This window comes from Bradyrhizobium sp. USDA 4454 (genome assembly GCF_054822705.1).
In genome coordinates this window covers 2,261,191-2,283,028 of record NZ_JBTRCN010000001.1, presented here as the reverse complement: position 1 = coordinate 2,283,028, position 21,838 = coordinate 2,261,191, and the positions used below count along the sequence as shown (strand labels likewise).

Annotated in this window: 23 protein-coding genes; 10 read left to right on the top strand and 13 right to left on the bottom strand. The window is 59.8% G+C overall.

The genetic code is table 11. The features are described from left to right. The first annotated feature begins 3 nt into the window (after positions 1-3). Positions 4-1,056, top strand: a complete 1,053-nt coding sequence (locus ACVIW0_RS10320) for an ABC transporter substrate-binding protein (RefSeq protein WP_461352221.1) — start codon at positions 4-6, stop codon at positions 1,054-1,056. 21 nt (positions 1,057-1,077) lie between these two features. On the opposite strand, the gene ACVIW0_RS10315 is transcribed toward ACVIW0_RS10320, so the two are convergent. The 6 genes from ACVIW0_RS10315 to ACVIW0_RS10290 are packed head-to-tail and all read right to left on the bottom strand — an operon-like array spanning position 1,078 to position 7,693. Beyond that, complete coding sequence (locus ACVIW0_RS10315) at positions 1,078-2,196, bottom strand: ABC transporter ATP-binding protein (protein WP_461352220.1); 1,119 nt, start codon at positions 2,194-2,196, stop codon at positions 1,078-1,080. Between the two features lie 18 nt (positions 2,197-2,214). Continuing rightward, positions 2,215-3,978: an ABC transporter permease gene (locus tag ACVIW0_RS10310; RefSeq protein ID WP_461352219.1), complete on the bottom strand. Its 1,764-nt coding sequence runs from the start codon at positions 3,976-3,978 to the stop codon at positions 2,215-2,217. A 7-nt stretch (positions 3,979-3,985) separates the two neighbouring features. Then, positions 3,986-5,002, bottom strand: a complete 1,017-nt coding sequence (locus ACVIW0_RS10305) for an ABC transporter substrate-binding protein (protein ID WP_461352218.1) — start codon at positions 5,000-5,002, stop codon at positions 3,986-3,988. A gap of 47 nt (positions 5,003-5,049) precedes the next feature. Continuing rightward, positions 5,050-5,463 carry a Rieske (2Fe-2S) protein gene (locus tag ACVIW0_RS10300; protein WP_461352217.1) on the bottom strand — a complete coding sequence of 138 codons (414 nt, stop codon included), beginning with the start codon at positions 5,461-5,463 and terminating at the stop codon, positions 5,050-5,052. Continuing rightward, positions 5,463-6,566 (bottom strand): amidohydrolase family protein, encoded by a 1,104-nt coding sequence (locus ACVIW0_RS10295; protein ID WP_461352216.1) that lies wholly within the window; start codon positions 6,564-6,566, stop codon positions 5,463-5,465. The genes ACVIW0_RS10300 and ACVIW0_RS10295 overlap by 1 nt, the downstream gene beginning before the upstream one ends. Continuing rightward, on the bottom strand, positions 6,563-7,693 hold the full coding sequence (locus ACVIW0_RS10290; protein ID WP_461352215.1) for an amidohydrolase family protein: 1,131 nt from the start codon (positions 7,691-7,693) through the stop codon (positions 6,563-6,565). Before ACVIW0_RS10290 ends, ACVIW0_RS10295 begins: the two co-directional genes overlap by 4 nt. 152 nt (positions 7,694-7,845) lie before the next feature. Here ACVIW0_RS10290 and ACVIW0_RS10285 point away from each other — a divergent pair, with 152 nt between their 5' ends. Next, positions 7,846-8,349: a MarR family transcriptional regulator gene (locus ACVIW0_RS10285; RefSeq protein ID WP_461352214.1), complete on the top strand. Its 504-nt coding sequence runs from the start codon at positions 7,846-7,848 to the stop codon at positions 8,347-8,349. Positions 8,350-9,679: 1,330 nt separating this feature from the next. Here ACVIW0_RS10285 and ACVIW0_RS10280 read toward each other — a convergent pair. The 3 genes from ACVIW0_RS10280 to ACVIW0_RS10270 all read right to left on the bottom strand — a co-directional run bounded on the left by ACVIW0_RS10280 (position 9,680) and on the right by ACVIW0_RS10270 (position 12,034). Further along, positions 9,680-10,528, bottom strand: a complete 849-nt coding sequence (locus tag ACVIW0_RS10280) for a tyrosine-type recombinase/integrase (protein WP_461352213.1) — start codon at positions 10,526-10,528, stop codon at positions 9,680-9,682. A 178-nt stretch (positions 10,529-10,706) separates the two neighbouring features. Continuing rightward, positions 10,707-11,087, bottom strand: coding sequence for a hypothetical protein (locus tag ACVIW0_RS10275; protein ID WP_461352212.1), 381 nt, complete (start codon positions 11,085-11,087; stop codon positions 10,707-10,709). 410 nt (positions 11,088-11,497) lie between these two features. Further along, positions 11,498-12,034: a hypothetical protein gene (locus ACVIW0_RS10270; RefSeq protein ID WP_461352211.1), complete on the bottom strand. Its 537-nt coding sequence runs from the start codon at positions 12,032-12,034 to the stop codon at positions 11,498-11,500. A 200-nt stretch (positions 12,035-12,234) separates the two neighbouring features. On the opposite strand from ACVIW0_RS10270, the gene ACVIW0_RS10265 reads away from it, so the two are divergent. Both ACVIW0_RS10265 and ACVIW0_RS10260 read left to right on the top strand, forming a co-directional pair. Continuing rightward, a complete protein-coding gene (locus ACVIW0_RS10265) occupies positions 12,235-12,510 on the top strand; it encodes a hypothetical protein (RefSeq protein WP_461352210.1) in 276 nt (91 codons plus the stop codon). Between the two features lie 77 nt (positions 12,511-12,587). Next, positions 12,588-12,932 (top strand): hypothetical protein, encoded by a 345-nt coding sequence (locus ACVIW0_RS10260; RefSeq protein ID WP_461352209.1) that lies wholly within the window; start codon positions 12,588-12,590, stop codon positions 12,930-12,932. Between the two features lie 248 nt (positions 12,933-13,180). Here ACVIW0_RS10260 and ACVIW0_RS10255 read toward each other — a convergent pair whose 3' ends face one another. Further along, positions 13,181-13,426 (bottom strand): hypothetical protein, encoded by a 246-nt coding sequence (locus ACVIW0_RS10255; RefSeq protein WP_461352208.1) that lies wholly within the window; start codon positions 13,424-13,426, stop codon positions 13,181-13,183. A gap of 358 nt (positions 13,427-13,784) precedes the next feature. Between ACVIW0_RS10255 and ACVIW0_RS10250 the strand changes: the two genes are divergently transcribed. Continuing rightward, complete coding sequence (locus ACVIW0_RS10250) at positions 13,785-14,063, top strand: hypothetical protein (protein ID WP_461352207.1); 279 nt, start codon at positions 13,785-13,787, stop codon at positions 14,061-14,063. A gap of 465 nt (positions 14,064-14,528) precedes the next feature. Here ACVIW0_RS10250 and ACVIW0_RS10245 read toward each other — a convergent pair whose 3' ends face one another. After that, on the bottom strand, positions 14,529-14,768 hold the full coding sequence (locus ACVIW0_RS10245; RefSeq protein ID WP_461352206.1) for a hypothetical protein: 240 nt from the start codon (positions 14,766-14,768) through the stop codon (positions 14,529-14,531). 165 nt (positions 14,769-14,933) lie between these two features. Beyond that, positions 14,934-15,794, bottom strand: coding sequence for a hypothetical protein (locus ACVIW0_RS10240; protein WP_461352205.1), 861 nt, complete (start codon positions 15,792-15,794; stop codon positions 14,934-14,936). A 204-nt stretch (positions 15,795-15,998) separates the two neighbouring features. On the opposite strand from ACVIW0_RS10240, the gene ACVIW0_RS10235 reads away from it, so the two are divergent. Further along, positions 15,999-16,136 carry a hypothetical protein gene (locus tag ACVIW0_RS10235; protein ID WP_461352204.1) on the top strand — a complete coding sequence of 46 codons (138 nt, stop codon included), beginning with the start codon at positions 15,999-16,001 and terminating at the stop codon, positions 16,134-16,136. A 125-nt stretch (positions 16,137-16,261) separates the two neighbouring features. Beyond that, positions 16,262-17,029 carry a hypothetical protein gene (locus ACVIW0_RS10230; RefSeq protein WP_461352203.1) on the top strand — a complete coding sequence of 256 codons (768 nt, stop codon included), beginning with the start codon at positions 16,262-16,264 and terminating at the stop codon, positions 17,027-17,029. Positions 17,030-17,282: 253 nt separating this feature from the next. Here ACVIW0_RS10230 and ACVIW0_RS10225 read toward each other — a convergent pair whose 3' ends face one another. After that, positions 17,283-17,630, bottom strand: a complete 348-nt coding sequence (locus tag ACVIW0_RS10225) for a hypothetical protein (RefSeq protein ID WP_461352202.1) — start codon at positions 17,628-17,630, stop codon at positions 17,283-17,285. Positions 17,631-18,663: 1,033 nt separating this feature from the next. Here ACVIW0_RS10225 and ACVIW0_RS10220 point away from each other — a divergent pair. The 3 genes from ACVIW0_RS10220 to ACVIW0_RS10210 all read left to right on the top strand — a co-directional run bounded on the left by ACVIW0_RS10220 (position 18,664) and on the right by ACVIW0_RS10210 (position 21,506). Continuing rightward, on the top strand, positions 18,664-19,044 hold the full coding sequence (locus tag ACVIW0_RS10220; RefSeq protein WP_461352201.1) for a hypothetical protein: 381 nt from the start codon (positions 18,664-18,666) through the stop codon (positions 19,042-19,044). Positions 19,045-19,429: 385 nt separating this feature from the next. After that, on the top strand, positions 19,430-19,843 hold the full coding sequence (locus ACVIW0_RS10215) for a hypothetical protein (protein ID WP_461352200.1): 414 nt from the start codon (positions 19,430-19,432) through the stop codon (positions 19,841-19,843). A gap of 250 nt (positions 19,844-20,093) precedes the next feature. Further along, on the top strand, positions 20,094-21,506 hold the full coding sequence (locus ACVIW0_RS10210; protein WP_461352199.1) for an Ig-like domain-containing protein: 1,413 nt from the start codon (positions 20,094-20,096) through the stop codon (positions 21,504-21,506). The last annotated feature ends 332 nt before the right edge of the window (positions 21,507-21,838 follow it).

Genomic DNA, 21,838 nt, shown 5'->3' with positions numbered 1-21,838 from the left:
CCGATGTCCGCGCCGGATTGGAAAGAGCGCGCGCGCCTCACGCGCCGCGCTGCGGTGTTTGGGCTGACGGCGTCTTCGATCCTACCATCGATCATAACTCCGGCGAGAGCGGACGACCAATGGTCAGCACTCGTCGCCGCGGCAAAGAAGGAAGGCCGGGTGGTGCTCTACAGCGCCTTCGTCGGCCTTGCCGCGCACAAGGAACTCAAGAAGGACTTCGAGTCTACCTATGGAATCACCGTGGACGTTCTCGAAGCCAGGGCGAGCGAGGTCCGGGAACGCATCCGCATCGAGCAGGCGGCAGGGCGCAACGCCGCCGACGTCTCCGAGAACGGGCGGACGACGACCACGCTCCAGATCAAGGAGGAGCGCGTTTTCGAGCCGCACGGTCCGCTCCCCAGTCTCGGCCGTCTCAAGGCGGATTTCCCAAGCGACGGCATGCGGCTGCCGATTTTTGCGATCGTCTACGGCATTCTGGCGAACACCATGCTGGTCAAGCCGGCGGACGAGCCGAAGAGCTGGCTCGACCTGACGGACCCGCGCTGGAAGGGCAAGATTCTCAGCGACGATCTGCGGACGCTGGGCGGCGGCGGCGTGCTCTTCTCGGTCCTGCAGGACCTTTACGGCCGCAGCTTTCACGAAAAGCTAGCCCAGCAGGAACTGAAGTTCAGCAGAGAGATACCCGCCAACGAACGGCGGGTGGCCCGCGGCGAGCTTCCACTCTACATCCCTGACAGCCTGACATCGCTGCTCGAGCTCAAGGGCCTGCCGGTGAAGTTCATCGCACCCAAAGAGGGGCTCCCCTATGTCGGCTACGATCTGGCATTGCTGAAGAATGCGCCTCATCCCAACGCCGCACGGCTGCTGATGGAGCATTATCTCGGCAAGACGATGCAGCAGAACCTTGCGAAGCTCGGCCTGCTGCCGACCACGACCGACGCGCTGACCGGTGTCGATCCGGCGGTGGCGCAACTCGAGACGACCAAGCTTCTCGGCACCACGGATCCCGAACGCATGAACGAGATGCTGTCCCTGGCTCAGCAGATCTATCGCTGAGAGGCATCCCAGCACAGCGGGTTATGAGGCCGTGCTGGCCTGCTCCGGCACCGCCCAGGCCGACCGCTGCGGAACGACGACGGTCACATTGTCGCCGACCGAGAAATCACCGAACGATGGTGCATCGACATTGAGGCGACCGTCACCAGTCTGCACGACGACCGACCGGGTCGGCCCGCGGAAGATCGTGTGCGCGATCTGCCCGGACCACCGAAGCTCATGGTCTCTGCGTGCCGCGTCGGGCGGCGCGATACGGGCGTCTTCGGGACGAACCATCACGGTCACGGCCTGACCTGGCCTGATCTCGCTTGCCGACTCGCACGCTCCACGCCAGCCTTTTCCGACGACGTCGAGCCGCACACGGCGGTCGTCGATCCGTGCGCAGGCCTCGACGCTGGCCTCGAGCAGGTTCGGTGTTCCAAAGAAGGCCGCCACAACCCGGTTTGCGGGGTAGCGGTAGATCTCCTCGGGCGCTCCGATCTGCTGGATCCGGCCGCGATCCATCACGACCACACGGTCGGACAAGGCCATTGCTTCGGCCTGATCATGGGTGACGTACAGGCTCGTCATTCCGAGCCGCTTCTGGATCGACCGGAATTCGTCGCCCATCTGGAGGCGAAGCTTTGCGTCCAGATTGCTGAGCGGCTCGTCGAGCAGCAGCACCTTGGGTTCGAAGACGAGGGCCCGCGCGATCGCCACCCGCTGCTGCTGGCCACCCGACAACGCCGGCGCCGGCCGCTCGGCAAAGCTCGCCATCTCGACCAGGCGCAACGCCTTGCCGACGAGATCGCCGATCTCAGCGGTAGATTTGCGTCTCACGCGCAGCGGGTACGCGACGTTCTCGAAAACCGTCATATGCGGCCAGATCGCGTATGACTGGAACACCATGCCGAGCCTGCGGCGCTCCGAGGGAACGAAGACGCCGCGGCCCGCGTCGCTGACCACCTCGTTGCCGATGCTGATGCGACCGCCGGTATTTTGCTCGAGGCCCGCGACCATCCGCAACGTCGTGGTCTTGCCGCACCCCGACGGTCCCAGCAGGGTCACGAATTCACCCTCACTGACACGCAGATCGACTCCGTCAACCGCAACGAAATCACCGAAGAGGCGGCTCACCTTCTCAAGAACGACATTCGACATGGCATGATCCAGACCCGGTCACATTCCACCGATGCGGCTGTTGATGAACTTGAGTTGAACCCATCGGAAGATGATCACGAGAACCATCATGATGAGCCCGATGACGCTGACCTGCTCGGCATTGCCATTCGCCCACAACTTCAGCAAGACGACCGACAACACCTCGGAGCCGACTGAATAGAGCAGAACGGATGCGCTCAGTTCGCGCATGATGCCGAAGAACACGAGGACCCAGCCGACCGCGAAGGACGGCCACGCCAGCGCAAGAACGATGCGCCTCATCGTCTGCAGCCAGCTTGCGCCGTGCACCCGGGAGCACTCCTCGAGATCGAACGAAAGCTGCGCATATGCGCTCGACATGGCGCGCACCGAAAGCGGCGTCCCGAGCGAGATGTAGGCCAGCAACAGCGCCCAGATCGTGCCGTAGATCGGAATCCCGTGAGGCAAGAGCGCAAACCCCCACAGAAACCCGACGCCAAGGACGATGCCGGGCATCATCCACGGCAGCCAGGCCATCGAATCGATCAGCAGCCGGCCACGCCATTTCGTGCGGACCGAGACATAGGCGACGGCTGCGCCGAGCAACATCGTCAAGGTGGCACCCACGAGGCCCAGCAACATCGTGTTGCTGAACCCGCGCCAGAATTCGCTGCTGCCGAATACTTCCCGATAGTGCTCGAGTGTCAGCATGTCCCACTGATAGAACCCGAAGAACTTGAAGAACGAGCCGATGATGAGTTGGCCGACCGGGAGAACCACCGTCACCACGAAGAATAGAACGCAGAACGCAAAGGTTGCCCATCGCCATGCGCCGAGTCTCATCACCGAAGGCGAATAGCCCTTGCCGGTGATGGTCTGAAAGCTCCGGCCGCGCAACATCCGCCGCTGCAGGAGGACGATCAGGAACAGCAGCGCCATGATGACGAAGCTGACCGCGGTCGCATACTGATATTGCGGCGGCGACCGCTGGTTGATCGAGTCGTAGATATCGGTGGTGATGACCCGAATTCCGGCCGGCGAGCCGAAGAACAGCGGAGATTCGAAGTTCTCGATGCCGCGAATGAAGCTCAGAATGGCCGCGCCGGTCAGCGCCGGCAGCATGAGCTGCAACGTGACCGTACCAAAGGTCCTCAGGCGCGACGCTCCGCACATCGTCGCGGCCTCTTCGAGGCTCGGATCCATCGCGCGGAAGGCGTCGACGATGAGAAGAAACAGGAACGGCACCGAATACTGCATCATGTGCCAGACCACGCCGCCATATGAATAGACGTTGATCGGCGCGGTCTCGGATCCCGTGATCCATTGATAGAGCTGGTTGAGCAACCCGACCTGCGGGTTGCCGAGCATGCCCCATGCCATCGCGGTCAAGATCGGGGGAATGAAGAATGGAAGCGTGATCAGGACTTCCAGCGCGCCTCGGAACGGCGTGTCGGTTCGAGCAAGAATCCAGGCGAGCAAGACGGCCAGGACCACGGAAGGAATGGTCTTCGCCAGTGAAATGCCGACGGTGTTGAGGAGTGTCACCGCGCTCTGCAGCGTGATGACGTCGCGATAGCCATCCAGGTTGAACGTCCCGGCCATCCCCGGTGGCGTCGAATGCAGGCTGCCATAGAGCAGCATTGACAACGGATAGACGGAAAGGAAGGCGAGAATGGCGACGAGCAGAGCGAGCGCCGTCACCCGGCCCGCTGCGGTCGCCTGCAGCCACCGCCCGAGCCCACTCGGGGCGGCCGAGCGCCTCTCGACCAGATCGTCCACGCCCTCTCCGGCTGAAATGCTCATGGCCCTCTCAGGGATAGAGCTTCTTGGCGAGGTCCATCATGGACGAGCGCTCAGCGAGTTTTGCAGGGCCGATGATCTTGGCGTTCACGAACTGCTGCGCGTCCGAATTGGCGCGCTCGGCGGCCGCAGCGTTCACCGGCAGCATCCAGGCATTGGCGTAGAGCAATTGCGCCTCGACGCCGAGGAAGTGGTCGATGAACAAACGCGCGGCATTGGGATGCGGCGCGTTCTTGAGCACCGCGAGATCCATCTCCGCGTAAGGCGCACCCTCCTTCGGAATCACGACCTTCACCGGCAAGCCCTTCAGATCGGACGTGAAGGCAAATATCTGCGGGATATAGATGGCATATTCACCGCGCGCGACGCGGCGGGCGTCGTTTCGCATGTCGCGGCTGAACACCGGCTTCTGCTCGGCGAGCTTCTGGTTGAAGTCACCGCCCATGGTTTTTTCCAGGATGGCGAACATGGTGTTTCCGCTGCCGAGCGGCCGCATATCGTCCGAGAGGATCTTGCCCTTCCATTTGGGATCGTTGAGATCATTCCAGCTGGTCGGAATGTCCTGCTCCTTGACCAGCCGGGTGTTGATGAGGATACCCATCGGCTGCATGAACGCCGGGACGCTGTATTCATTGGCCTTGAACGGCGGCCGCAGATGGGCCGCATTCGGGATCGGCGGCAGTTTCTGCACGAAATCGCCGTTCTTGAGCTGCTCCTCGATCATGGTCGTCGTGACCATTTCCGCGTCACCCAGGAAGCGGCCGGCCGCCTGCTCGGTGCGGATGCGCTCGGCGAGCTCGCTGGCGCGCAGGTCGAGGCTCTCGACCGCAATTCCGTACTTTGCTTCGAACGACTTGAGCACGTCCTTGAAGTAGGGCGCGCCCAGGGCCATGTTGTAAACGACGACCTTGCCTTCCTTCTTGGCGGCCTCGACGACCTTGTCCCAGGAACCGTCCTCGGCATGCGCGGGGCTCAACAGACCGACAAGACAGGCGACAACCGCCGGCATCACTCGCTTGAACAACACGTTACTCCTCCCAAAATCCTTTTATTCGTTATTTGCTTCGCCGGTCCTCAGACCTCCAGGACCACATATTCCTTGTCGATGGTGACCTGGAACGTTTCGGCGCGCAGCTCGCCTTCGATCAGCGCGCCGCCGGGTTCGACCTTCAGTTCGTAACTCCGCACCTTGGTGCGATCAGGCTCGCACCACGACCGCCCGGTGCGCAGATCAAATTCCCAGCCATGCCACGGGCAGCGCAACAACTCGCCACGGCGGCTAAATCGATAGTCGCCCGGACCCGCGGCCTCGACTAGACCGACGATACGCCCCTTGCACAGCGACGCGCCCTCGTGCGGACAACGGTTGCCGACGGCGAAATACTCACCCTCCACATTGAAGATGCCGATCTCGCGTCCATTGACCTCGACCAGCAGGCGCTGACCCGGCGGTATCTGGTCCACGGTCGCAACCACATGCCGCGCCATCAGTCCAGCCTGTAGAACTTGCGGGCGTTCTCAAAGAGAAGCCGCTCGCGCTGGGCTTGCGTGAGGTTGGCGCGAAACGCGTAGCGCGGATCGTCGAAATCCCAATGCGGGTAGTCGGTGGAGAACAGGAGCCGGTCCCAGCCGATCCGGTCGAACAGGTCGATCAATTCGGCTGACGTCGCCGGCTCTTCCATCGGCTGCGTGCTGAACCACACCTGCTCGCGCACATATTCCGACGGCGGCTTCCTCACGTGGGGAACCTCGCCGCGCAGGCGCGCCCAGTGCTTGTCCATGCGCGCATTGAGTGACGGCACCCAACCGAGGCCGCCCTCCATGATGACGACGCGTAGTTCAGGAAAGCGCTCAAGGACGCCTTCGAATACGAGACTGGCCACCACCGCCTGCATGGTCTGGGCAACCGAGTGATGTTCCTCCATGTAGTAGGATGTCCATCCTCCGCCGGTCGACGGATGACCATTGGTGCCGCCGACATGGATCGTGATCGGAAGGTTGTTGCGCACTGCCGCCTCATAGATCGGCCAGTAACGCCGCCGTCCCAGCGGCTCGTCCGTCTTGGGCAGGATCAGGATCTGCGTAAAATTGGGGTCGCCTCCCCTGGCGTCGATCTCGGCGACCGAGGCGACCGTGTCCTCCTGGGCGACCAGCACTGAGGCCCGCAACCGTGGCTCCTGCTTCACCCAGCGTTCGACCTGCCAGGTGTTCATCGCGCGGGTCAATGCGGCGCCGAGGTCGAGATTGCGCTGGCTCCCCGGATTCCAGCGCAGCGGAATCAACATGCCCACCTCGATCCCATTCGGATCGAGGTGCTGCTTCCTCATCAATTCAAGGCTCGATCCCGGCGGTCCGCCCTCCTCCGGATAAGCATCGATCCGCGCAGCGTCGGGCGACATGCGCGGATGCGACAGCGCCTCCGAGAAAGCGTGGCGCAGATGGCTGCCGTAGACCGACAGATGCTCGATCCATCGCCTTTCCAGATAGGGATGCACCTCGGTCCATGACGTCATCGCCGGATGGATATCGCAATCGATGACTTTCAACTTGTAGCTCGCGGCGCGCGGCCGCTCGAGTTCAACAGTGCTCATGGCACAATCTCCATGACCTGATCGGCCTTGGCCAATCGCGAGTAAGTGGCAAGCGCATTTTCACTGGCGATCTTGCGGAAAAGCGCATCAGGGAGCCGACCGGAGAGAACCGCATCCCCGTCGAAATGCCAGTGCGGATAGTCCGTCGAGAACAGGAACAGTTCGTCCGACTTGATGTGATCGGCGAGCCGCATGATGGCCTCGCCATCGTCCGCCGCATCGACCGGCTGGACTGTGAAGCGGACGTTGTTGCGGATGATCTCCGACGGCGTGCGCGTGACCCAGGGCACCTCGGCCCGCACGCCTTTCCAGGTCTTGTCGGCGCGCCAAATGAATCCACTCAACCATGTCAGCCCGGATTCAATGGCGACGACCTTGAGCCGGGGGAATTTCGCGAACACGCCTTCCGATATCAGGCTTTGCAGCTGGCTCTCGAATGCGGCGGATTGCGCCACATAGTCCTCAACATAGTGCGAGGGCCAGCCTACGGCGGTCGGAGCATATCGATAGGCGCTGCCTGCGTGAATTCCGATCGCCAAGCCGAGGCGCTCAGCGCGTTCATAGATCGGCCAGAGATGGCGGCGTCCTAGCGTCGTTTCTCCGGACACCAGCATGAGCACCTGCACGAACCGGAAGTCGTCGACGCGGCGATCAATCTCGGCGACAGCAAGTTCCGCATTATGCGACGGGATCACGATGGAGGCGCGCAGCCGCGGGTCGTGGTTGAGCCAGTGATCCCTGATCCAGTCATTGGTCGCCTGGCAAAACGCAGCCGCCATGTCCTCGCTGTGAAGGACCTGCGCGCCGTAGAGGCAGTTCAGGATACTATACCGCGGTCGAAACCGATCGAGCACATGCTCTCTCATCGCTTTGAGCGAGGAGCCCGGCTTAGTGCCGCCATCGAGTGCCCAGTCGGGGCGACATGATAGCGGCGAGTTCTGCGGATAGCTGGTCAGGCTCAAATTGAGCCGATCTAACGCACGGACGGAGACCATCTCGCGCCAATAGTCGTCTAGATACGGCAGCAGCACACCCATCCCCGGCACAGCGGGGTGGATGTCGCAATCGATCGCGCCGGCATACGAGGCTGCCTGACCGAGATTCGCGACCTGGCCGTTTCCTTCCATAAAGCTCTCCGCCACTTTGTTTGTCTTGGGGATTGGGAGATTGGCCGTTATGTTGATGTGTCAATAAATGTTTTGTCAAGTAATTTGATCTGGATCAATGGTCCGCAAAAATTGAGACTTTGGGCGAAGATTCGAATGAGGAGGTTCCTGGGATGCCCGCGGCCAAGAAGCTCGAGCCTGAGCAAGCGTCGAACGACCGTTCGCGCACTGCCGGAACACTGGCGCGCGAACATTTGGCCGTGCTGGTGTCGACCCTCGGCATGCGTCTTAACAGAGGCGCGACCGCGTATTACCGCGCGTCCTGGAATATCGGCATCGTGGAATGGCGTCTTCTTATGACGCTCAAGAGCATCGATTCCCTTAACGTCAGTGAACTTTCCGACGCTGCCGATATCGACAAGGCTGCAGCGAGTCGCAGCCTCGCTGTCCTCGCGGATCGAGGGCTGATCTCGATCGAGCAAACTCGCTCCCGTGGCAGAGCCGCTTTCGCTAGACTTAGCCGCGAAGGTAAGGATTTTGCAGCTAAAATTACCGAAGCCTCGCGCAACCGCGAGGCGCGGCTATTCAAAGATTTCTCAGCCGCCGATAAACAACAATTGTCACAACTTTTGCATCAGCTCTCCAATGCCTTGGATCAAGCTGATTGGGACCACTAACGGAGCTCAGCAGCGGCAGGCTCAAACGAGCGCAAGCCGACCCGTTACGCCGGCGGACGGAGTCGGTGCGTCGCGCCGCTCACTCTCTTCACCAATGGCTTCTCAAAGAACTTGGAGAACCATATCGCGGCTGTCGCGCTGTACGCCTGCCATTACAATCTCTGCCGTACTCACCGGCAGCACTATCCGTGGTCCCTGCTGTCCCTGCGCTGCCCAGCGAGACACCTCCGGATCTGCGGCGAAAATTCACGGTAGTGCCTGTGTCAGCCATACTCTTTCCTCTCTCGCTAGATTGGACAAGTCGATGGTTGCAATTACTTCTACCGCAACCCTAAAAGAACTACGATAGCGATTTCAATCGCCCCACCTCCGAACAAGCTAGCGAAGCACCCGAGCAACGCCCACGTCTGATATTCAGCGATAATTCTTGCTTCCGCTTCGTAGTATGCACAGCTCTGCTGCAAGAACTTGATCCGCTTTTCGCCAAAACTCCCCATCGAACTGAGGAACGTCTGCGTAGAATTGCTATCCCATCTACCCACTTTTCGCCGTGCACCGTTGATACCCGCCCTAATCGAAAGCGCGGACCCGAAAGCAGTGGAAGTAATAAAAATAATATTCAGCCTGCCATCGGACACTGTCATGCTCGTTCCCTAGCTCCGCTGGAGATTTGGCGCGATCTCCGCGTTGTACTTCTTCGACTTCGATTCGCGACCGCCCGCTGGGACTCGCAAATGAGACGTCGGCAACACCAAACCCCTGGCCCGACGACGAACCGCATCGCCGGTGCAAGTAATCGCTCCCCCATAGTGAGTGGTTACTAAGTCTCTGATTGCGTCCGGTTGGCCGGTGATCGGCGGGCTCACTAGCGTTTGCGTGTTAGGCATAACAACCGCACATCTCATCGAGAACGAAGACCGCGACCATCGTCGGCTTGACGTCGACGTTGGAGGCAATCTCGCGGACCAATGGAAAATTCGCCTTCAGCTCGATTGCTTGCGGTGAGTTGCTTTGGCGATTTCAACATCTCGCAACCGCATACGAAGGTTCCGCCCCGAAAGACCTAGTGGAAAGTTGCAACGCGACACACTGCCGCATCTGGTCACAACCTGGGGTGGCTTGCAATGCCTTCAAAGGATATCGCCGCAAAAAAACTTGTTCGTGGTCTCACAGCACGACCATAGCAAGGATACGAACTTGCAAACGTTCCGCTCGCTACTGCCGCACACTATAAAAGACCCACAACTACGTAGCAGCAGCTACATCAGCCCCAGCGCGCCCAGAACCAATGATCGCCGTCCGTTGACGGGAACACTTTTCTCATTGACCGCTACATGACAGATAGACCGGCCTCGTCGCATCGATCGCGAAACCAATTTCCGAAACCAGCGGCCGTGAATGGCTTGCCCTGCTCGGTCACCAGGAACGTTAAATTCGGGTTCGTCTGCAGATCCAACTCTCGGCGCAGCGAAGGCAGAACAGGAATATCGAAGGGAACGCCAGTCTTCTGACGGCTCATCGAGAGCGTTTCGTCGCGGACGAACTGGCGCCCCATCCTCACGACATCACAACGGGCCTGCCCCGTCGATAGAAGTAGTTCAAGGGCAAGGCGCGCCTTCGTCCCCTGCGCGTGCCGCTTTTCGTATTGTTCGACGTCTGTCGCAGTCCATGGCCGGTGCGGCTTGGACTTCACCTTCACAAGCTTGAGGCCGAGCAGTGGATCAGTCGCTATCATCTCAAGCGAGATGCAATGCTCGACCAAGCCGCGTAGAGCCTTCACCCAATTCTTTGCGGCGGCGGCCGTCTTCTTGTTCAGGATCGTTTGCAGCGCGGTCCTGTGCATCAGCGCGACGCGCTTTTCGCCATGTTCTTCGCGGAAATGCTCCAGAATCGCACGACGGGCTTTTTGTGTGGTTTTTGCGAGTCCGTCCTTGAAGGCCGTCGACTGATAGTAACTCACCAGTGCGGCGTTGACCGTTCCCGGCTTCGTGCGGCTTGCTCCAAGCTGAGGGGCCTCCCAACTGCCGTTGATCGCCTTCTCTCGCGCCTCCATAAATTCTGGGGACCATGGCATTCCTGGTAACGGAACGCGCTTCCGTCCAGGCAGGCGTAGATAATAGCGTGGCTTGCCGTCGTGGTCGGCGAACTCGTGCGTGTATTTCGGGTTGCGCCGTCTCACTTGACGTCGTCCCATTCATTCCCTGACGCGCCCGTAGGATCTGGCTCGCCGGGAAAAAGAATGATCCTGCCGGTGGCGGGGTCGATCTCGACGCGGCGAAGCTTCACGCCAGACTTCACCGCGGCCTTGATAGCCTTGGCAAGGTCACCCTGCTTGAAGCTGTGCGCCCCTCTGGACATTAGACGACCAATCGGGAGGCGGCTGATTTTAGCTGGTTCGGCTTCGAAGCGATTTGCGGCAATCCGTCTGCCACCTGGTCGCACTCGACTTGAGTAGCTGGTCGAACCTCAAGGGCTCCGCTCTCACCTGTCAGACAATCAAAAGAGTGAAGATGATAAGCTTGATGCTCACCAAAAATAACGGTCGGCTCGCCGTCGACGAGGAGCGTGTAAAGTAGGTGACCGGGAAATCTCTCGCTGGCTTTTGCGAAGGCACGCCCCCACCAAAGGGCTTCCAATGCATCCTGCTCCTCCCGCCATTCCGCGAGGCGACTGCATTCCCTCTCGGTGAACAGTTCTAGCCCCGTGTGGGCGCACAATTCTTCGGTTTTCAAATCCATACAAGGCTCCATTGGGCGCTCGGCCGGCCAAGCCACAGCGCACGTGGTTCGCAAATTTCGCGAAACCGAGGCCCAATGAAGGGGTGGATTCCGCGCTATCCCATTGGCCATGGGGCAAATCAATGCATCGATGCTGGGGCAACTTCTCGGGGCTAGGCAATGCCCTTCGAAACCATTCCCCACCCTAAGGGCAATCCAGGTCTGAATTGGGCACCCGTTCCGTCCTTCGTTGCGCTGCCCAAACAGCACCCGCGGGCAAATCAATGAATCAATGCTGGGGCAAATGCAGGTCGCGCATCTATGGGTCGGTATCCAAGTTTTTTACCCCTGCACCACGGAGAAACGTTCACGAAGTGGTGAGACGGCGCAACAGACCCGCCGGCAGCACCGGCGGGCTGAGGCGTCAGCCTTCAGGTCCCCTGAAACGGGTCCTTCATCCCAGCCTGCTCAAGCAAGCCATCATAGTCGCCAATGCCGGACTCCGCTGGATCGCCCTCGAGATCGCGCTTCCCGCCCGCGGCCCATCGCTCCTGACTGTCATTCTGGTCAAGGCTGCCGAGGCTCGGCTCAATATCCGCAGTATCGTGCTCGGCGTCGGGGGCTGCAGGCGCTTCAGTAAAGTACTGCCGGGACGCGTGCGTCTGGTCCACCATGCGGTCGAAGGTCCCAAGGTCCACTTCCCGATCGTCGCCTCCACCTCCCATACCGAGGCCGGGAAACGCCTCCTGGAAGCCGAGCCACGGTTCGTCGTCGTCAGGCTCCCGCTCCATGTGATTGTCGGTGTCGTCGAGAAACCGGATCAGCCGGGCTATCTCGTCCATGGCCTCGCGGCGGAGGCGCCAGATGGTCTTGAATATCCGCTCTGGGGGAATGTCGGTCGGGTGATAAACTGGCCCTTGGTCGGGCACACGCAAAGCTGTGCTATTCTCAGAATCAACCTGAGGCATGGGTAACTCCATGTTTTGGGCTAGGCCCGACGTCGCGCTTCCAACACGACGGCGGGCCGCTTGCTTTTCAAGCCTGAAACCGGTAATACCAAATTATGAAAAAGGCAATACCAAAACGGGTTGGCGGAAAGAGGCCTGGTGCAGGCCGCCCAGCAACGGGCAGAGATCCCGCGCGCACGTTTCGACTCTCCGACGAATTCATGACCGCCGTCGACGCCTGGGCCGCCGCGCAGCCCGACAAGCCCGGCCGCTCCGAGGCCCTCCGCCGACTGGTCGAGATCGGCTTGACGTCCGCTAATGGAGTCCGATCCAAGAGCGAGACCCAGCGCCAGCGCGCTCGCGACATGGCAGACAAAACAATCGACAAAATAGCGGACAGCACCGCCAGCTCGGAGGAGCAAGCCGACCGCAAGCGCCAGCTCGTCAAGGGGCCTGCCGAATTCCAAAAGGTGCGGCGCGACCGGAGCCGTAAATGATCTGCCGAAACGTGCACCCTTCGTGCCTGATAGGATCGAAAGGTGGTACCGTTCGTTGATCTGAAGGAGGTGCAGCAATGATCAACGATCGAGAGCGGAGGATTGCACCGACAGGTGCGGAAAGAGAAGCCCGCAAGCTATTCAGAGCTACGGAAGCAAAGGAGGCCTTGAGCGATTACGCTAAAGCGCAAAAGGCATTCCATGAGAATCGCGAAAGACTAAAGGCGGAGCGTCTGGCCCGGGAAGCAAGTGCAGTGACCGACGAACGGGTGACTAAACTCGCCGAATGCGCGAGAGAGGCACGCCATCAAGCCGCCCTTTTGCCGAAGGGTCCAGTTCGTGATGCATTGCTTAGAAAGGCTGAGCAGTACGAAGCCCGGATTCCGGACGACCCCACGTACAAGACTAGTGAGCCGCGCTGAGGATCTGACGCCGCTTTCGCTGGGTATGCATCAACGGGCAACTAGCGCCGGCCGGTGCCCTGCCCTTTCGTTTGCCGGCTCCTCTTTCCTATTTCTTGTGTGGGTCGGGCAACAGCCATTTGCCCTCGGATTTACTAAGCTAGCGCCACTGGGAATTCAGGGCCCAGCGCTGGGAATATACATGACGCCGCCGGGACAAACCATTTCGGGCCCGGCGGCGTAGTTTCTCTGGGAGGTCTAGGCCCGATTCATTCGAGCGGCAGGGAAAGCGCCGGCAGTGGCTTATTGCCTTGCGGGCAACCCGTTCGCCCCTTGGGAAATGGACTCGGCCCTGAATAATCCGCGGCGGCAGTGCGGGTCATGAATTGGTTGAGGTTGGCGCTGGATGACCACTCCACATAGCCGACTGCAAAGACAGACGCGGCAACGATAACAATACTGAGCGCTGAAGTGGTGGATCCTGCTGATAAGCTTTGGCTGCTGAAATACGGCATCACGAATTCTCCGATACCGATCGCCACCCGTTCCCTGGCTAGACCAACTCGCTATTGGTGGCGTGTGAATTGCCTCACATTTCACGGGCACTTGATTCCGGCCGCGACCCGCCGCAGGCGGGCGGATCGTAGCTCTAAATCAGGCCCGATCGCCGGTGCATGACTGCCATCGGCCGCTATGCGGTGGGCACCGGCGCCAGTCCTGGGGCTGCTCCTTGCTCATCCCGCTCCCCTGCTGCGCGCGCCACCATCAGGGCCGCTGCTCGCTGGCGAACTTCCAGTCTAGACGAATAGCGCATTTTGAGCTTCTCTAGCAGTGGTTGCGCTCGGATCTGCTTTAGCCTTTGCGGTGCTTTCCATGCCTAGATTTGCGATCATGCTGTTGTGTTCTTCATTGATTGGCAGCGCGGCAGTTTCCGAAGCACACGCCCGGGAATTTGGCGGCTATGAGTGCTCTGACGACTGCTCCGGACATGCAGCGGGATATCGCTGGGCAGAAGCGCACAACATTACTTCGGAAACGGATTGTCCCCTCCGTGGTGGCGCCCTTTCATTTTATGAAGGCTGCTTGGTTTACGTCGAGGATCCCGACCGAGGAGCCGATGAGGACGACGACGGCGACGACATAGGCGACTGAGAAGAGCGGCACGTCGACGTTCGAGCGGCGCTTACGAGGCGGCCCTGCGTCGGGTTTGCCAGTCCGAAGCAGCTCGCGTGCGGCACCGGAGCTTGAGCAGGTCGTATTGAGGGAAATCTGAATGAGGCCTTGGATCGGCGGCCTATGCGGCGCACTCGGCGGAGGGATCGGCGCTATGCTGGGAAGAGGCGATCCGCTTGATGCACTGTTAGGTGCAGCGGGAGGATTTCTTGGCGTCTTCTACGCCATGCGGAAGTCGATCAAGCAGAGGCCGCTAACTGAGGCGCCATCAAGGGAAAGAAATGAACAGGTCAATTAAGGGCCGTTTGATCGCCGTGGCCGTGGTTGAGTTGGTAATAGTCGTAATGTGGCTTTTCGGCACTCTCAACCCCGCGATTTTCGCTGTGCTGATGCTTGGCGTGCCTTGCCTGACTCTGACAGTCGCCCTGCCAATCGTGTATTTGATCAGGTCCAATCGTTCTTCAACCGCGAATAAGCCGCCCTCAATGCCAGACTAGGCCGTCGCCCGATGTTTATATCCACATCCCATGGCAAGCTCGGCATCTTCAATGCGAGCGCCCCATCTCCTAGCAGTGCGCTGATCCCTCTCAGAAAAAATTTGCCGTACAGCGCAGCGATGAAGTATCCGCTAATAGTAACGCGCAATAGCAGCGCCGCATAAGGCGCGGTTGTTTGATCAATCATCCGTCGCTCCTCAAAATGCGCGAAGCCAGTCAACTCTGCATCGCGAATTGAAAATGACAACGCCCAAGCGCACTAGGTAGCTTCCGTAAAACTACGGCAACGGGCTCACGTATACAGCTGACTGCGCTCAGCCCAGCGGCCATCAGCATTTGAGATTGCCTCCCTCTATCCCTCACCCTCCTCCCATCGTCTCAAGGAGATAACGTCCATTCGAGTCAGCGTGCTATCGACTTTGATCGGCGCGTCCAATGACCTAAGGCCGAACTTGCCAACCCCATGCTTGTTGGCTTCGCGGTAGTGAGCCCTCACAAACTCCTTGACCCGAGCCTGCACCTGATCCAGCTGCAATGAGCCCTCTAGAATTGCCAGGAAGATGGATTGAATGACGTCGTCCCTGATGTCGTGTGGCAATTGATACGGCACGAGTCGAGCGACGCGCTGATATTCTTGCTGCGCCGGCGTGAGGGTGACCTCGCGATGCGTGACGATATTCGATCGAGGCCGAACGAGTAAAATCTTGGTTGTGTAAAGCCTGTCGAACTCCGGATTGTTCTGTCGAAGTATCTTCAGCTTGTTGAAACCGAAGATCCGGTCAGGAGATCCGTTGCCACAGAATTGAACCGCCCTCTGACCCGCGTTGATCGCGGCCGTCACGCGCTCGACCTGTTCGGTGGTCGGCGGGCTCGGCTCAGCATTGCGCCGCAGTATACAAGTCATGCACCTGCGAAACCCGGTTCTCTTTTCGATATAGAGATTGGTTCCGGACAGGGGATGGCCTGCCTTGCAGTGCATCTGGTTTCGCTTCAGTGCGCCCTTGCGCCTATTTGAGGCCACGAGATTTGCCGCTAAGAGCGGCAGCGCGATCTCCGCATAGGCCGGATGAGAGTCGCAATATGCTTTGAACTTAGCCGTTGGCAAATGATAAGGACGCAACGTGCTGCCGGCTCGAAAGCCTTCGAGCATGCGCGGTGCCTTTTCATCGGTCAGCCCTTTCCGCTGAATAACTCCCTTCGGCGAATGCCACATTGTTTCCCTCCACTTGGCGCAGGACGGCGTCGGGAAACAAGAAGGGTGAGTCGCATCAAATATTTGGGCAGCAAGGGTGACGCTCGTCCGGTGTTCTCCACTGCAAAAAATCGCACGACGTGAACGACCGACGGGTCGGATTAAGCCTTGCGCTCAACTCCCGGCTGATTCAGAATCTCGGAAGTTCTCACCGGGAGCTGGACGATGGCAACCATCGGCACCTTGGCTTTTCTCGCAATAGTCGGCATTCCTGCAGCCTTGTTGATCGCGGCCCGCTTCAACGCACGCGCGGCCTACCGGAAGCAAATGACCGAGAATGCTCTGCGCTCAATGGGCAATTAGGCCCGGCCGCGGCGCTTGCCCATCGCCCGGTGAATTGCGGGTATTGCGGGGACATCAAGTCAGATAAGCATTCCAACCTCCTGAGATCAGCAGAAGGCTCAAGGCTGCGTGGAGGCGCGCCCCCGATGCCGAATCGTGCCGATCAGTGGACTCAGCAGGAAGACGCGATAATCAAGGAGTTTGCTCCAGCTGAAGCGGCGCGGAGGCTGCAAGGTCGATCATGGGGAGCCTGCCGGGCCCGGCGAAGGGCACTCGGTGCCACCACACCGAAGCGTTGGACAGCCGAAGAGGACGCAATCATATGCGCGAACTCGATTGCGCGGGCACTCGAGTTGCTTCCTGGCCGAACGCAAAATGCCGTACAGGGCCGGCGTAGCGCGATGGGCTTCTCCACACAGCCGCAGTGGTGGACGACTGCGGAGGATAGGAAAATTCGTAGACACGCGGCCAAGCCAATTCGGGAATTGGCAAAGCTGTTCAAGAACCGCACGCCCGAAGCAGTGAGGGTCCGGAGAAAGGCACTAGGGTGCAACGCCTATGTAAACTCATGGACTGGCGCCGAACTGGTCAGGCTTCGGAAAATGTGGCCTTCGTGCAAGCGCGCCGATCTGAAAGGTGCATTTCCACGTCATTCTGAAAGTTCGATTCTTCAGCAGGCAAAGCGAATGCAGTTGAAGAAGGACAAGCCAGCATTGCCTGATGATCTGCGACAGCAAATCAGGCGTCGAGCCGAAGAGGACAAAATCAGCATCAAGAAGTTGAGCCGGCAGCTTGGTTGTGGCGAATACTTCGTTGGTCCTCGCCGCAAGTCCAGAGGGGATGACTTCAATAAGATCGCACTTGCCGTTGATTTTTTTGGCGGTCGACTCGTGATCGACTGGCAGGACGAGTGACCTTTCTCGGAAGGAGCGCGCATTAAGACGAATGCCATGTCGTCGGCGCGCATGCCCTCCGACGGGGATTGGGCGTGACATCCGCGCTAACCTAAAGTGCACTGTGCCTGCGGCAATGTCGGCTGGGTCGACACTAGGCTCGATTGGGACGAAGTGGTCAACTTCGCCAAAGGCGTCTCAGGCGGATTATCTTCCCGGGGGTCAGCTGTTCGAACTGACGCGACAAACGATACCCCGCAGACGAGCGCCATCTCTACTTGATCTCGCGCGCCATCGCTGCAAGCACCTGCTCTTTGGTTGCAACCGCATAGACATCGCGCTCGCCCGACAGCTTAACTTCATACCAGCTTAGATCACTCGCGCGCATTACGAACGTGCTGGGGGTCCGAAGTCCAAATTCGTTGCTCATTCCCTGGGGACCGCCGCGCGAGACCCTGAGAACGAAGTCCTTCCCTTTGATTGAGTTGGCCTCCAAGACACTTCCAACGAGGTGCCTGCTCTTCTCGTCGAGCGTAATAACGCTGGCGCCGGTAACTTGCCGCAACGCCAACTCAGAAACGACTAACGGCTCTACGCGATTGGGCGAAAAGCTTCGCCTCATCGCATCATCTTGGTCGAAAGAAGGAGTAGCGGGTGCTGGTAAGCTTTGCGGAACGGATAGCTGAGGCCGCGGCGGAGCCGGCCATACAAACGAGTAGAACGCTGCTCCGCCAACGAAGACCGCGGCTGTCATGCATGACGCGACCAAGTATAACGCTAGACGAGCAGCCGCCCAATTAAGAAGAGCCGACGGTGTAAGCGAGAACCTTGCGGCTGACAGGATCATTTCTCTTCGCCTCGAAGTATCCGAAATGCGTCGATGCGCCCATCGTTCCAAAGAGCACAAAGAAAACACAGTCTATCGCCTGCATAAGCCACGTTAGAGGCACCCGGTCAAAAAGCAACGGGGCAGTTTCGGGCCATAGTTGATGCAAGAGCCTTTCAACCAGGTAAACCATGAATATTGCGACTGCGATAAGCGCGGTGTGCAACAAAAGGGCAATCGCCGCCCGAAAAGAGCGCGTTGCCAAGTTGACCAAGTTTGTCGAGCCCACCGCGCGAATCCGCCCCAATTCGCCATTTAGCTACACCTTCCCGCAACCAGACGTGGAATACAAGGGCAGCACAAGCCTGGTCCGGGGGTACCTCAATTGGTCGCCTCCCTCCGCTTCCGAGATGGTAGCTTCGGCACAAGGGTGCCGATGGCTGGGATTGCCCCGGCCATTTCCACTCCGGTAGCCTCTTGGAATGGACCTCATAGCCAACGCCCATGCCAGATCCCACCGCCGCGACAGCCCGCCTGATGAAGGTCGCCGAGGCGATCGTCCGCGACATGGACCGCCAAGACGTCGCTGAGATGCTGGCTGATGGGGCTTCCAGATCATGGATCTGGCCAAGGTCGTCATTCGGGCCGCCGATGGGGACGTGATTCCGTTCCGGAGGCCGCAGTGACCTCCCCTCCCCGCCGTCAGCGATACCTCAGCCCCCATTCCCCTTGCGGGGCGCCTCGGCGCGCCATTGGCTCCCCGTACACCTACGGGCTTGCCCTCTACCGGAGGTTGCGCTTAGTAGCATGTGGCTGGGGAGGCCTTTTAATGAGAAATTTTGCAATGGTGGCGCTCGCCGCCGCGTTGGGTGGCTGCGCATCGTCAGCCGCGGACATCACACCGAACTACGTTTCGCCCGTTATGTATCAATCTTATACGTGCCAACAGCTCGCGCTCGAAGCGCAGGGCGTATCGGCGCGCGCAGCGGCTCTGTCCGGCGCCCAGGACAGCCAGCGCACAAAGGATACGATCGCGACGACGGCAGCAGTCATCGTCTTCTGGCCCGCGGCCTTCCTGGTCGGCGGCGACAAGCAGACCGCGGCCGAGCTCGGTCAGATGAAGGGACAGATGGTTGCGATCGAACAAGCCTCGATCGCTAAGAAGTGCAACATCCAGTTTCAGAACAAGCCCCCGCCCGGCCCAACCTAGTCCGACCGCGTCATGACAGGTCCGCTCCTCGTCGCTATCGCCATATTGGTCGGCCTTGCGACGCCGGCCGCCGCGGAATGCGGAGAACGTGGCGGCCCCGGTTATCGCGGCCCGAACGGCAAATGCGTCGGCTGGGCCGAGATGGGCCGTGTGTGCGGCACTCCACCGGCAGCACGATGCAAGCCAGAAGCTGTGGCACCGAACGCAGCCGAGGCTGCGGGTCATGGTGCCAAGATCGAAGAGCTGCGCCAGCCACCGAAAAAGTAGGGCTCTGGTACGCCGGCCGAGCTTATCAACACCCACGACACGCTGTAGCCGCGTCCTGTTCCGCGCCTCAACCCATTGATAATTTGCGCGGCGACCCTCGTCCTGCTTTCTGGTCGGCATGGGCTCGAAATCCCGAGAGTACATGTTCGGAGCTACCGTCCGGCATCTGGCCGATCGCGCCAAGGAAGCCCGGCTGACGGCCGACAGCGCGGCCTGCCAGGCATGGAACGCCCGCATGCTCGCCTTCCAGGGTCCGGCCCAACCGTCCCCTGCCCTCGGCGATGCCCTGAACGCCGGCTATCGCTATCTCGAGGTGAAATGCCTCGGCTGCGATACCCATCAGACGGTAGCACTGGATATCGTCCGTCGGCCGAAGTGGACGCCAATCCACGAGCTGGAGCGGTACATGCGGTGCAAAGAGTGCTCGCGCCGGAACGGCCATCCGTTCAAGCGCAGCCACCTGGTTGCATTGCGGACGACGAAGATCTCAACCATGAACCCGCCGTCGACTTGGTGGCCGGGAGAGCGCTAGGGGCAGTGTGGTAAGCTTTTGACTACCCGGAGTATTCCCTGCGTCGTTGGTCGATCCAGTCTCAGGTGCAAGACAAGCCGATGCATGGTAATTAATCTTGACGAGCAGCGGGACCGGAATTGATCGTCTCACAACGACCTGACCACCTAGCCCAAACGGGTGACTACCTTTGCCAATTTGCCGTGATGAGACTTACGCGCCGTCTGTAGATTCAAACATTTGAAAGCAACTGTTTGCGACCGGAGGCAATGTGGCGGGTCCAACATCAGCAGACAACTCAAGCCTAGTTGCTTCGTCCTCGCGTGTTCCGGCCAACACCTTCGTGAATTTAACCGTGACATTGGTCGATGCATTCGGCTTCCCTGTATCGGGTGCTACTGTCTTTCTTTCCGCTTCGCCGTCCGGCAATGCCACAATTCCTTCGTCGGTCATCACCGACTCAAATGGCATGGCTGTTGTAGGCTTCTCGGACAGTGCCAACGGGACCGTAATGGTCACCGCAAGCGTAGACGGCATTTTTCTGACAACCGATGTCAGGTTCGTCGCCCCATTTTACGGTGATAGCACCAACAACAACGTCGCTCCTATAGCCGAGTACGAGACTCTCTACGGCGGCCAAGGCAATGACACCTTGGGAAGCAGCGAGCCCGGCCCCGATTACTGGGACGGAGGTCAGGGCAACGATTACCTGTACACGACCTGGTCTAGCACGGCCTTCGGCACCTTTTACGGAGGTGATGGCAACGACTGGATCCAGGGCGGCAATACCGCCAGCATGTCGTACGAGTATGGCGGTAACGGCGACGATTATGTTCAGGACGGCGGCGCGCTGACGACGCAGACCCACTACATCGACGGTGGTATCGGGCGCGATGCCCTGTATGGCTCGGCCGGCAATGATACGATCTACGGTGGCGACGGCAATGATAGCGGGCCCAACATCACGGCCGCCGGCGCCACTATAGCGCCGGGCCTGTATGGCGGCGCGGGCAACGACGTCATTGCGGGCGACGGCGGAGATGACCTGCTGTTCGGCGGCGACGGCAACGACCAGACGTATGGTGGCGACGGCAATGACACGACTTACGGCGGCAACGGCAACGATACGATGGTCGGCAATGACGGCACCGATCTGCTGGAAGGCGATGCCGGCGACGACTGGATTTACATGAGCGTCGGCAACCTCAGCAACGGCTATGGCGGAACGGGCAATGACGTCCTGATCGCCACCCAGGGCTCCGTGGTGGAGAACGGCGACGACGGCAACGACTTCCTGTTCGGCGCCCAAGGGAACGACTACCTCTACGGCGGCAACGGCGACGACACCATGTATGGCGGTCAAGGCGTCGACGTGCTGCTTGGCGGCGCTGGCAATGACTATTTCGACGGCGGCCAAGGCGTGAATTACTATTTCGGCGGCGGCGGCAGCAACACGTTCGTGTCCAACGATGTGCCAAGCGTCCAGGTGGTTCAAGACTTCAACGCAGCCACCGACGTCGTGGCGCTGAATGGCACAGGCTTCAGCTCGTTCGCCGACATGCTGTCGCACTCCTACCAGAACGGCGCCTACTTCGTGATTCAGGTCGACAGCGACACCGCGGTGTGGCTGAACGGCCAGACGGCAGGCTCGGTAACGGCTGCGAACTTTTCGATTGTGAGTTAGGGATCCGTCTAGGGTGAGCAGCCCTCACAGGTCTGGCTGGCTGCCGGACTACCTCTTCCTGGGTAAGAAACGCTTGCACGCTAACGCGGTTCTCTCCTCGTCAGGATTTTGCACTTCAATCCTGGGGCTAGAGCCAACGCTGCCCGTATGTATTTTAAGCGGGCAGTGTTGTGCCCTGGTCGCGGCCGATCGACACCTCACGAGCAATTTTGCAGAAGTGCGCAGAGGACCGGGCCTAGCTTCGACAAAAGGACCAATCCCGCAATGCTGGGAAAGACTATGAAGATGACGAAAAGGGTCGCGAGTACCAACACCAACGGTTTGATGGTGGG

Excerpts from the sequence above, each read along its gene's own strand:
- ACVIW0_RS10320 (WP_461352221.1), top strand. The coding sequence starts at position 4 with ATGTCCGCGCCGGATTGGAAAGAGCGCGCGCGCCTCACGCGCCGCGCT.
- ACVIW0_RS10315 (WP_461352220.1), bottom strand. The coding sequence starts at position 2,196 with ATGTCGAATGTCGTTCTTGAGAAGGTGAGCCGCCTCTTCGGTGATTTC.
- ACVIW0_RS10310 (WP_461352219.1), bottom strand. The coding sequence starts at position 3,978 with ATGAGCATTTCAGCCGGAGAGGGCGTGGACGATCTGGTCGAGAGGCGC.
- ACVIW0_RS10300 (WP_461352217.1), bottom strand. The coding sequence starts at position 5,463 with ATGGCGCGGCATGTGGTTGCGACCGTGGACCAGATACCGCCGGGTCAG.
- ACVIW0_RS10295 (WP_461352216.1), bottom strand. The coding sequence starts at position 6,566 with ATGAGCACTGTTGAACTCGAGCGGCCGCGCGCCGCGAGCTACAAGTTG.
- ACVIW0_RS10290 (WP_461352215.1), bottom strand. The coding sequence starts at position 7,693 with ATGGAAGGAAACGGCCAGGTCGCGAATCTCGGTCAGGCAGCCTCGTAT.
- ACVIW0_RS10285 (WP_461352214.1), top strand. The coding sequence starts at position 7,846 with ATGCCCGCGGCCAAGAAGCTCGAGCCTGAGCAAGCGTCGAACGACCGT.
- ACVIW0_RS10275 (WP_461352212.1), bottom strand. The coding sequence starts at position 11,087 with ATGGATTTGAAAACCGAAGAATTGTGCGCCCACACGGGGCTAGAACTG.
- ACVIW0_RS10270 (WP_461352211.1), bottom strand. The coding sequence starts at position 12,034 with ATGCCTCAGGTTGATTCTGAGAATAGCACAGCTTTGCGTGTGCCCGAC.
- ACVIW0_RS10265 (WP_461352210.1), top strand. The coding sequence starts at position 12,235 with ATGACCGCCGTCGACGCCTGGGCCGCCGCGCAGCCCGACAAGCCCGGC.
- ACVIW0_RS10260 (WP_461352209.1), top strand. The coding sequence starts at position 12,588 with ATGATCAACGATCGAGAGCGGAGGATTGCACCGACAGGTGCGGAAAGA.
- ACVIW0_RS10255 (WP_461352208.1), bottom strand. The coding sequence starts at position 13,426 with ATGCCGTATTTCAGCAGCCAAAGCTTATCAGCAGGATCCACCACTTCA.
- ACVIW0_RS10250 (WP_461352207.1), top strand. The coding sequence starts at position 13,785 with ATGCCTAGATTTGCGATCATGCTGTTGTGTTCTTCATTGATTGGCAGC.
- ACVIW0_RS10245 (WP_461352206.1), bottom strand. The coding sequence starts at position 14,768 with ATGATTGATCAAACAACCGCGCCTTATGCGGCGCTGCTATTGCGCGTT.
- ACVIW0_RS10240 (WP_461352205.1), bottom strand. The coding sequence starts at position 15,794 with ATGTGGCATTCGCCGAAGGGAGTTATTCAGCGGAAAGGGCTGACCGAT.
- ACVIW0_RS10235 (WP_461352204.1), top strand. The coding sequence starts at position 15,999 with ATGGCAACCATCGGCACCTTGGCTTTTCTCGCAATAGTCGGCATTCCT.
- ACVIW0_RS10230 (WP_461352203.1), top strand. The coding sequence starts at position 16,262 with ATGCCGAATCGTGCCGATCAGTGGACTCAGCAGGAAGACGCGATAATC.
- ACVIW0_RS10225 (WP_461352202.1), bottom strand. The coding sequence starts at position 17,630 with ATGAGGCGAAGCTTTTCGCCCAATCGCGTAGAGCCGTTAGTCGTTTCT.
- ACVIW0_RS10220 (WP_461352201.1), top strand. The coding sequence starts at position 18,664 with ATGAGAAATTTTGCAATGGTGGCGCTCGCCGCCGCGTTGGGTGGCTGC.
- ACVIW0_RS10215 (WP_461352200.1), top strand. The coding sequence starts at position 19,430 with ATGGGCTCGAAATCCCGAGAGTACATGTTCGGAGCTACCGTCCGGCAT.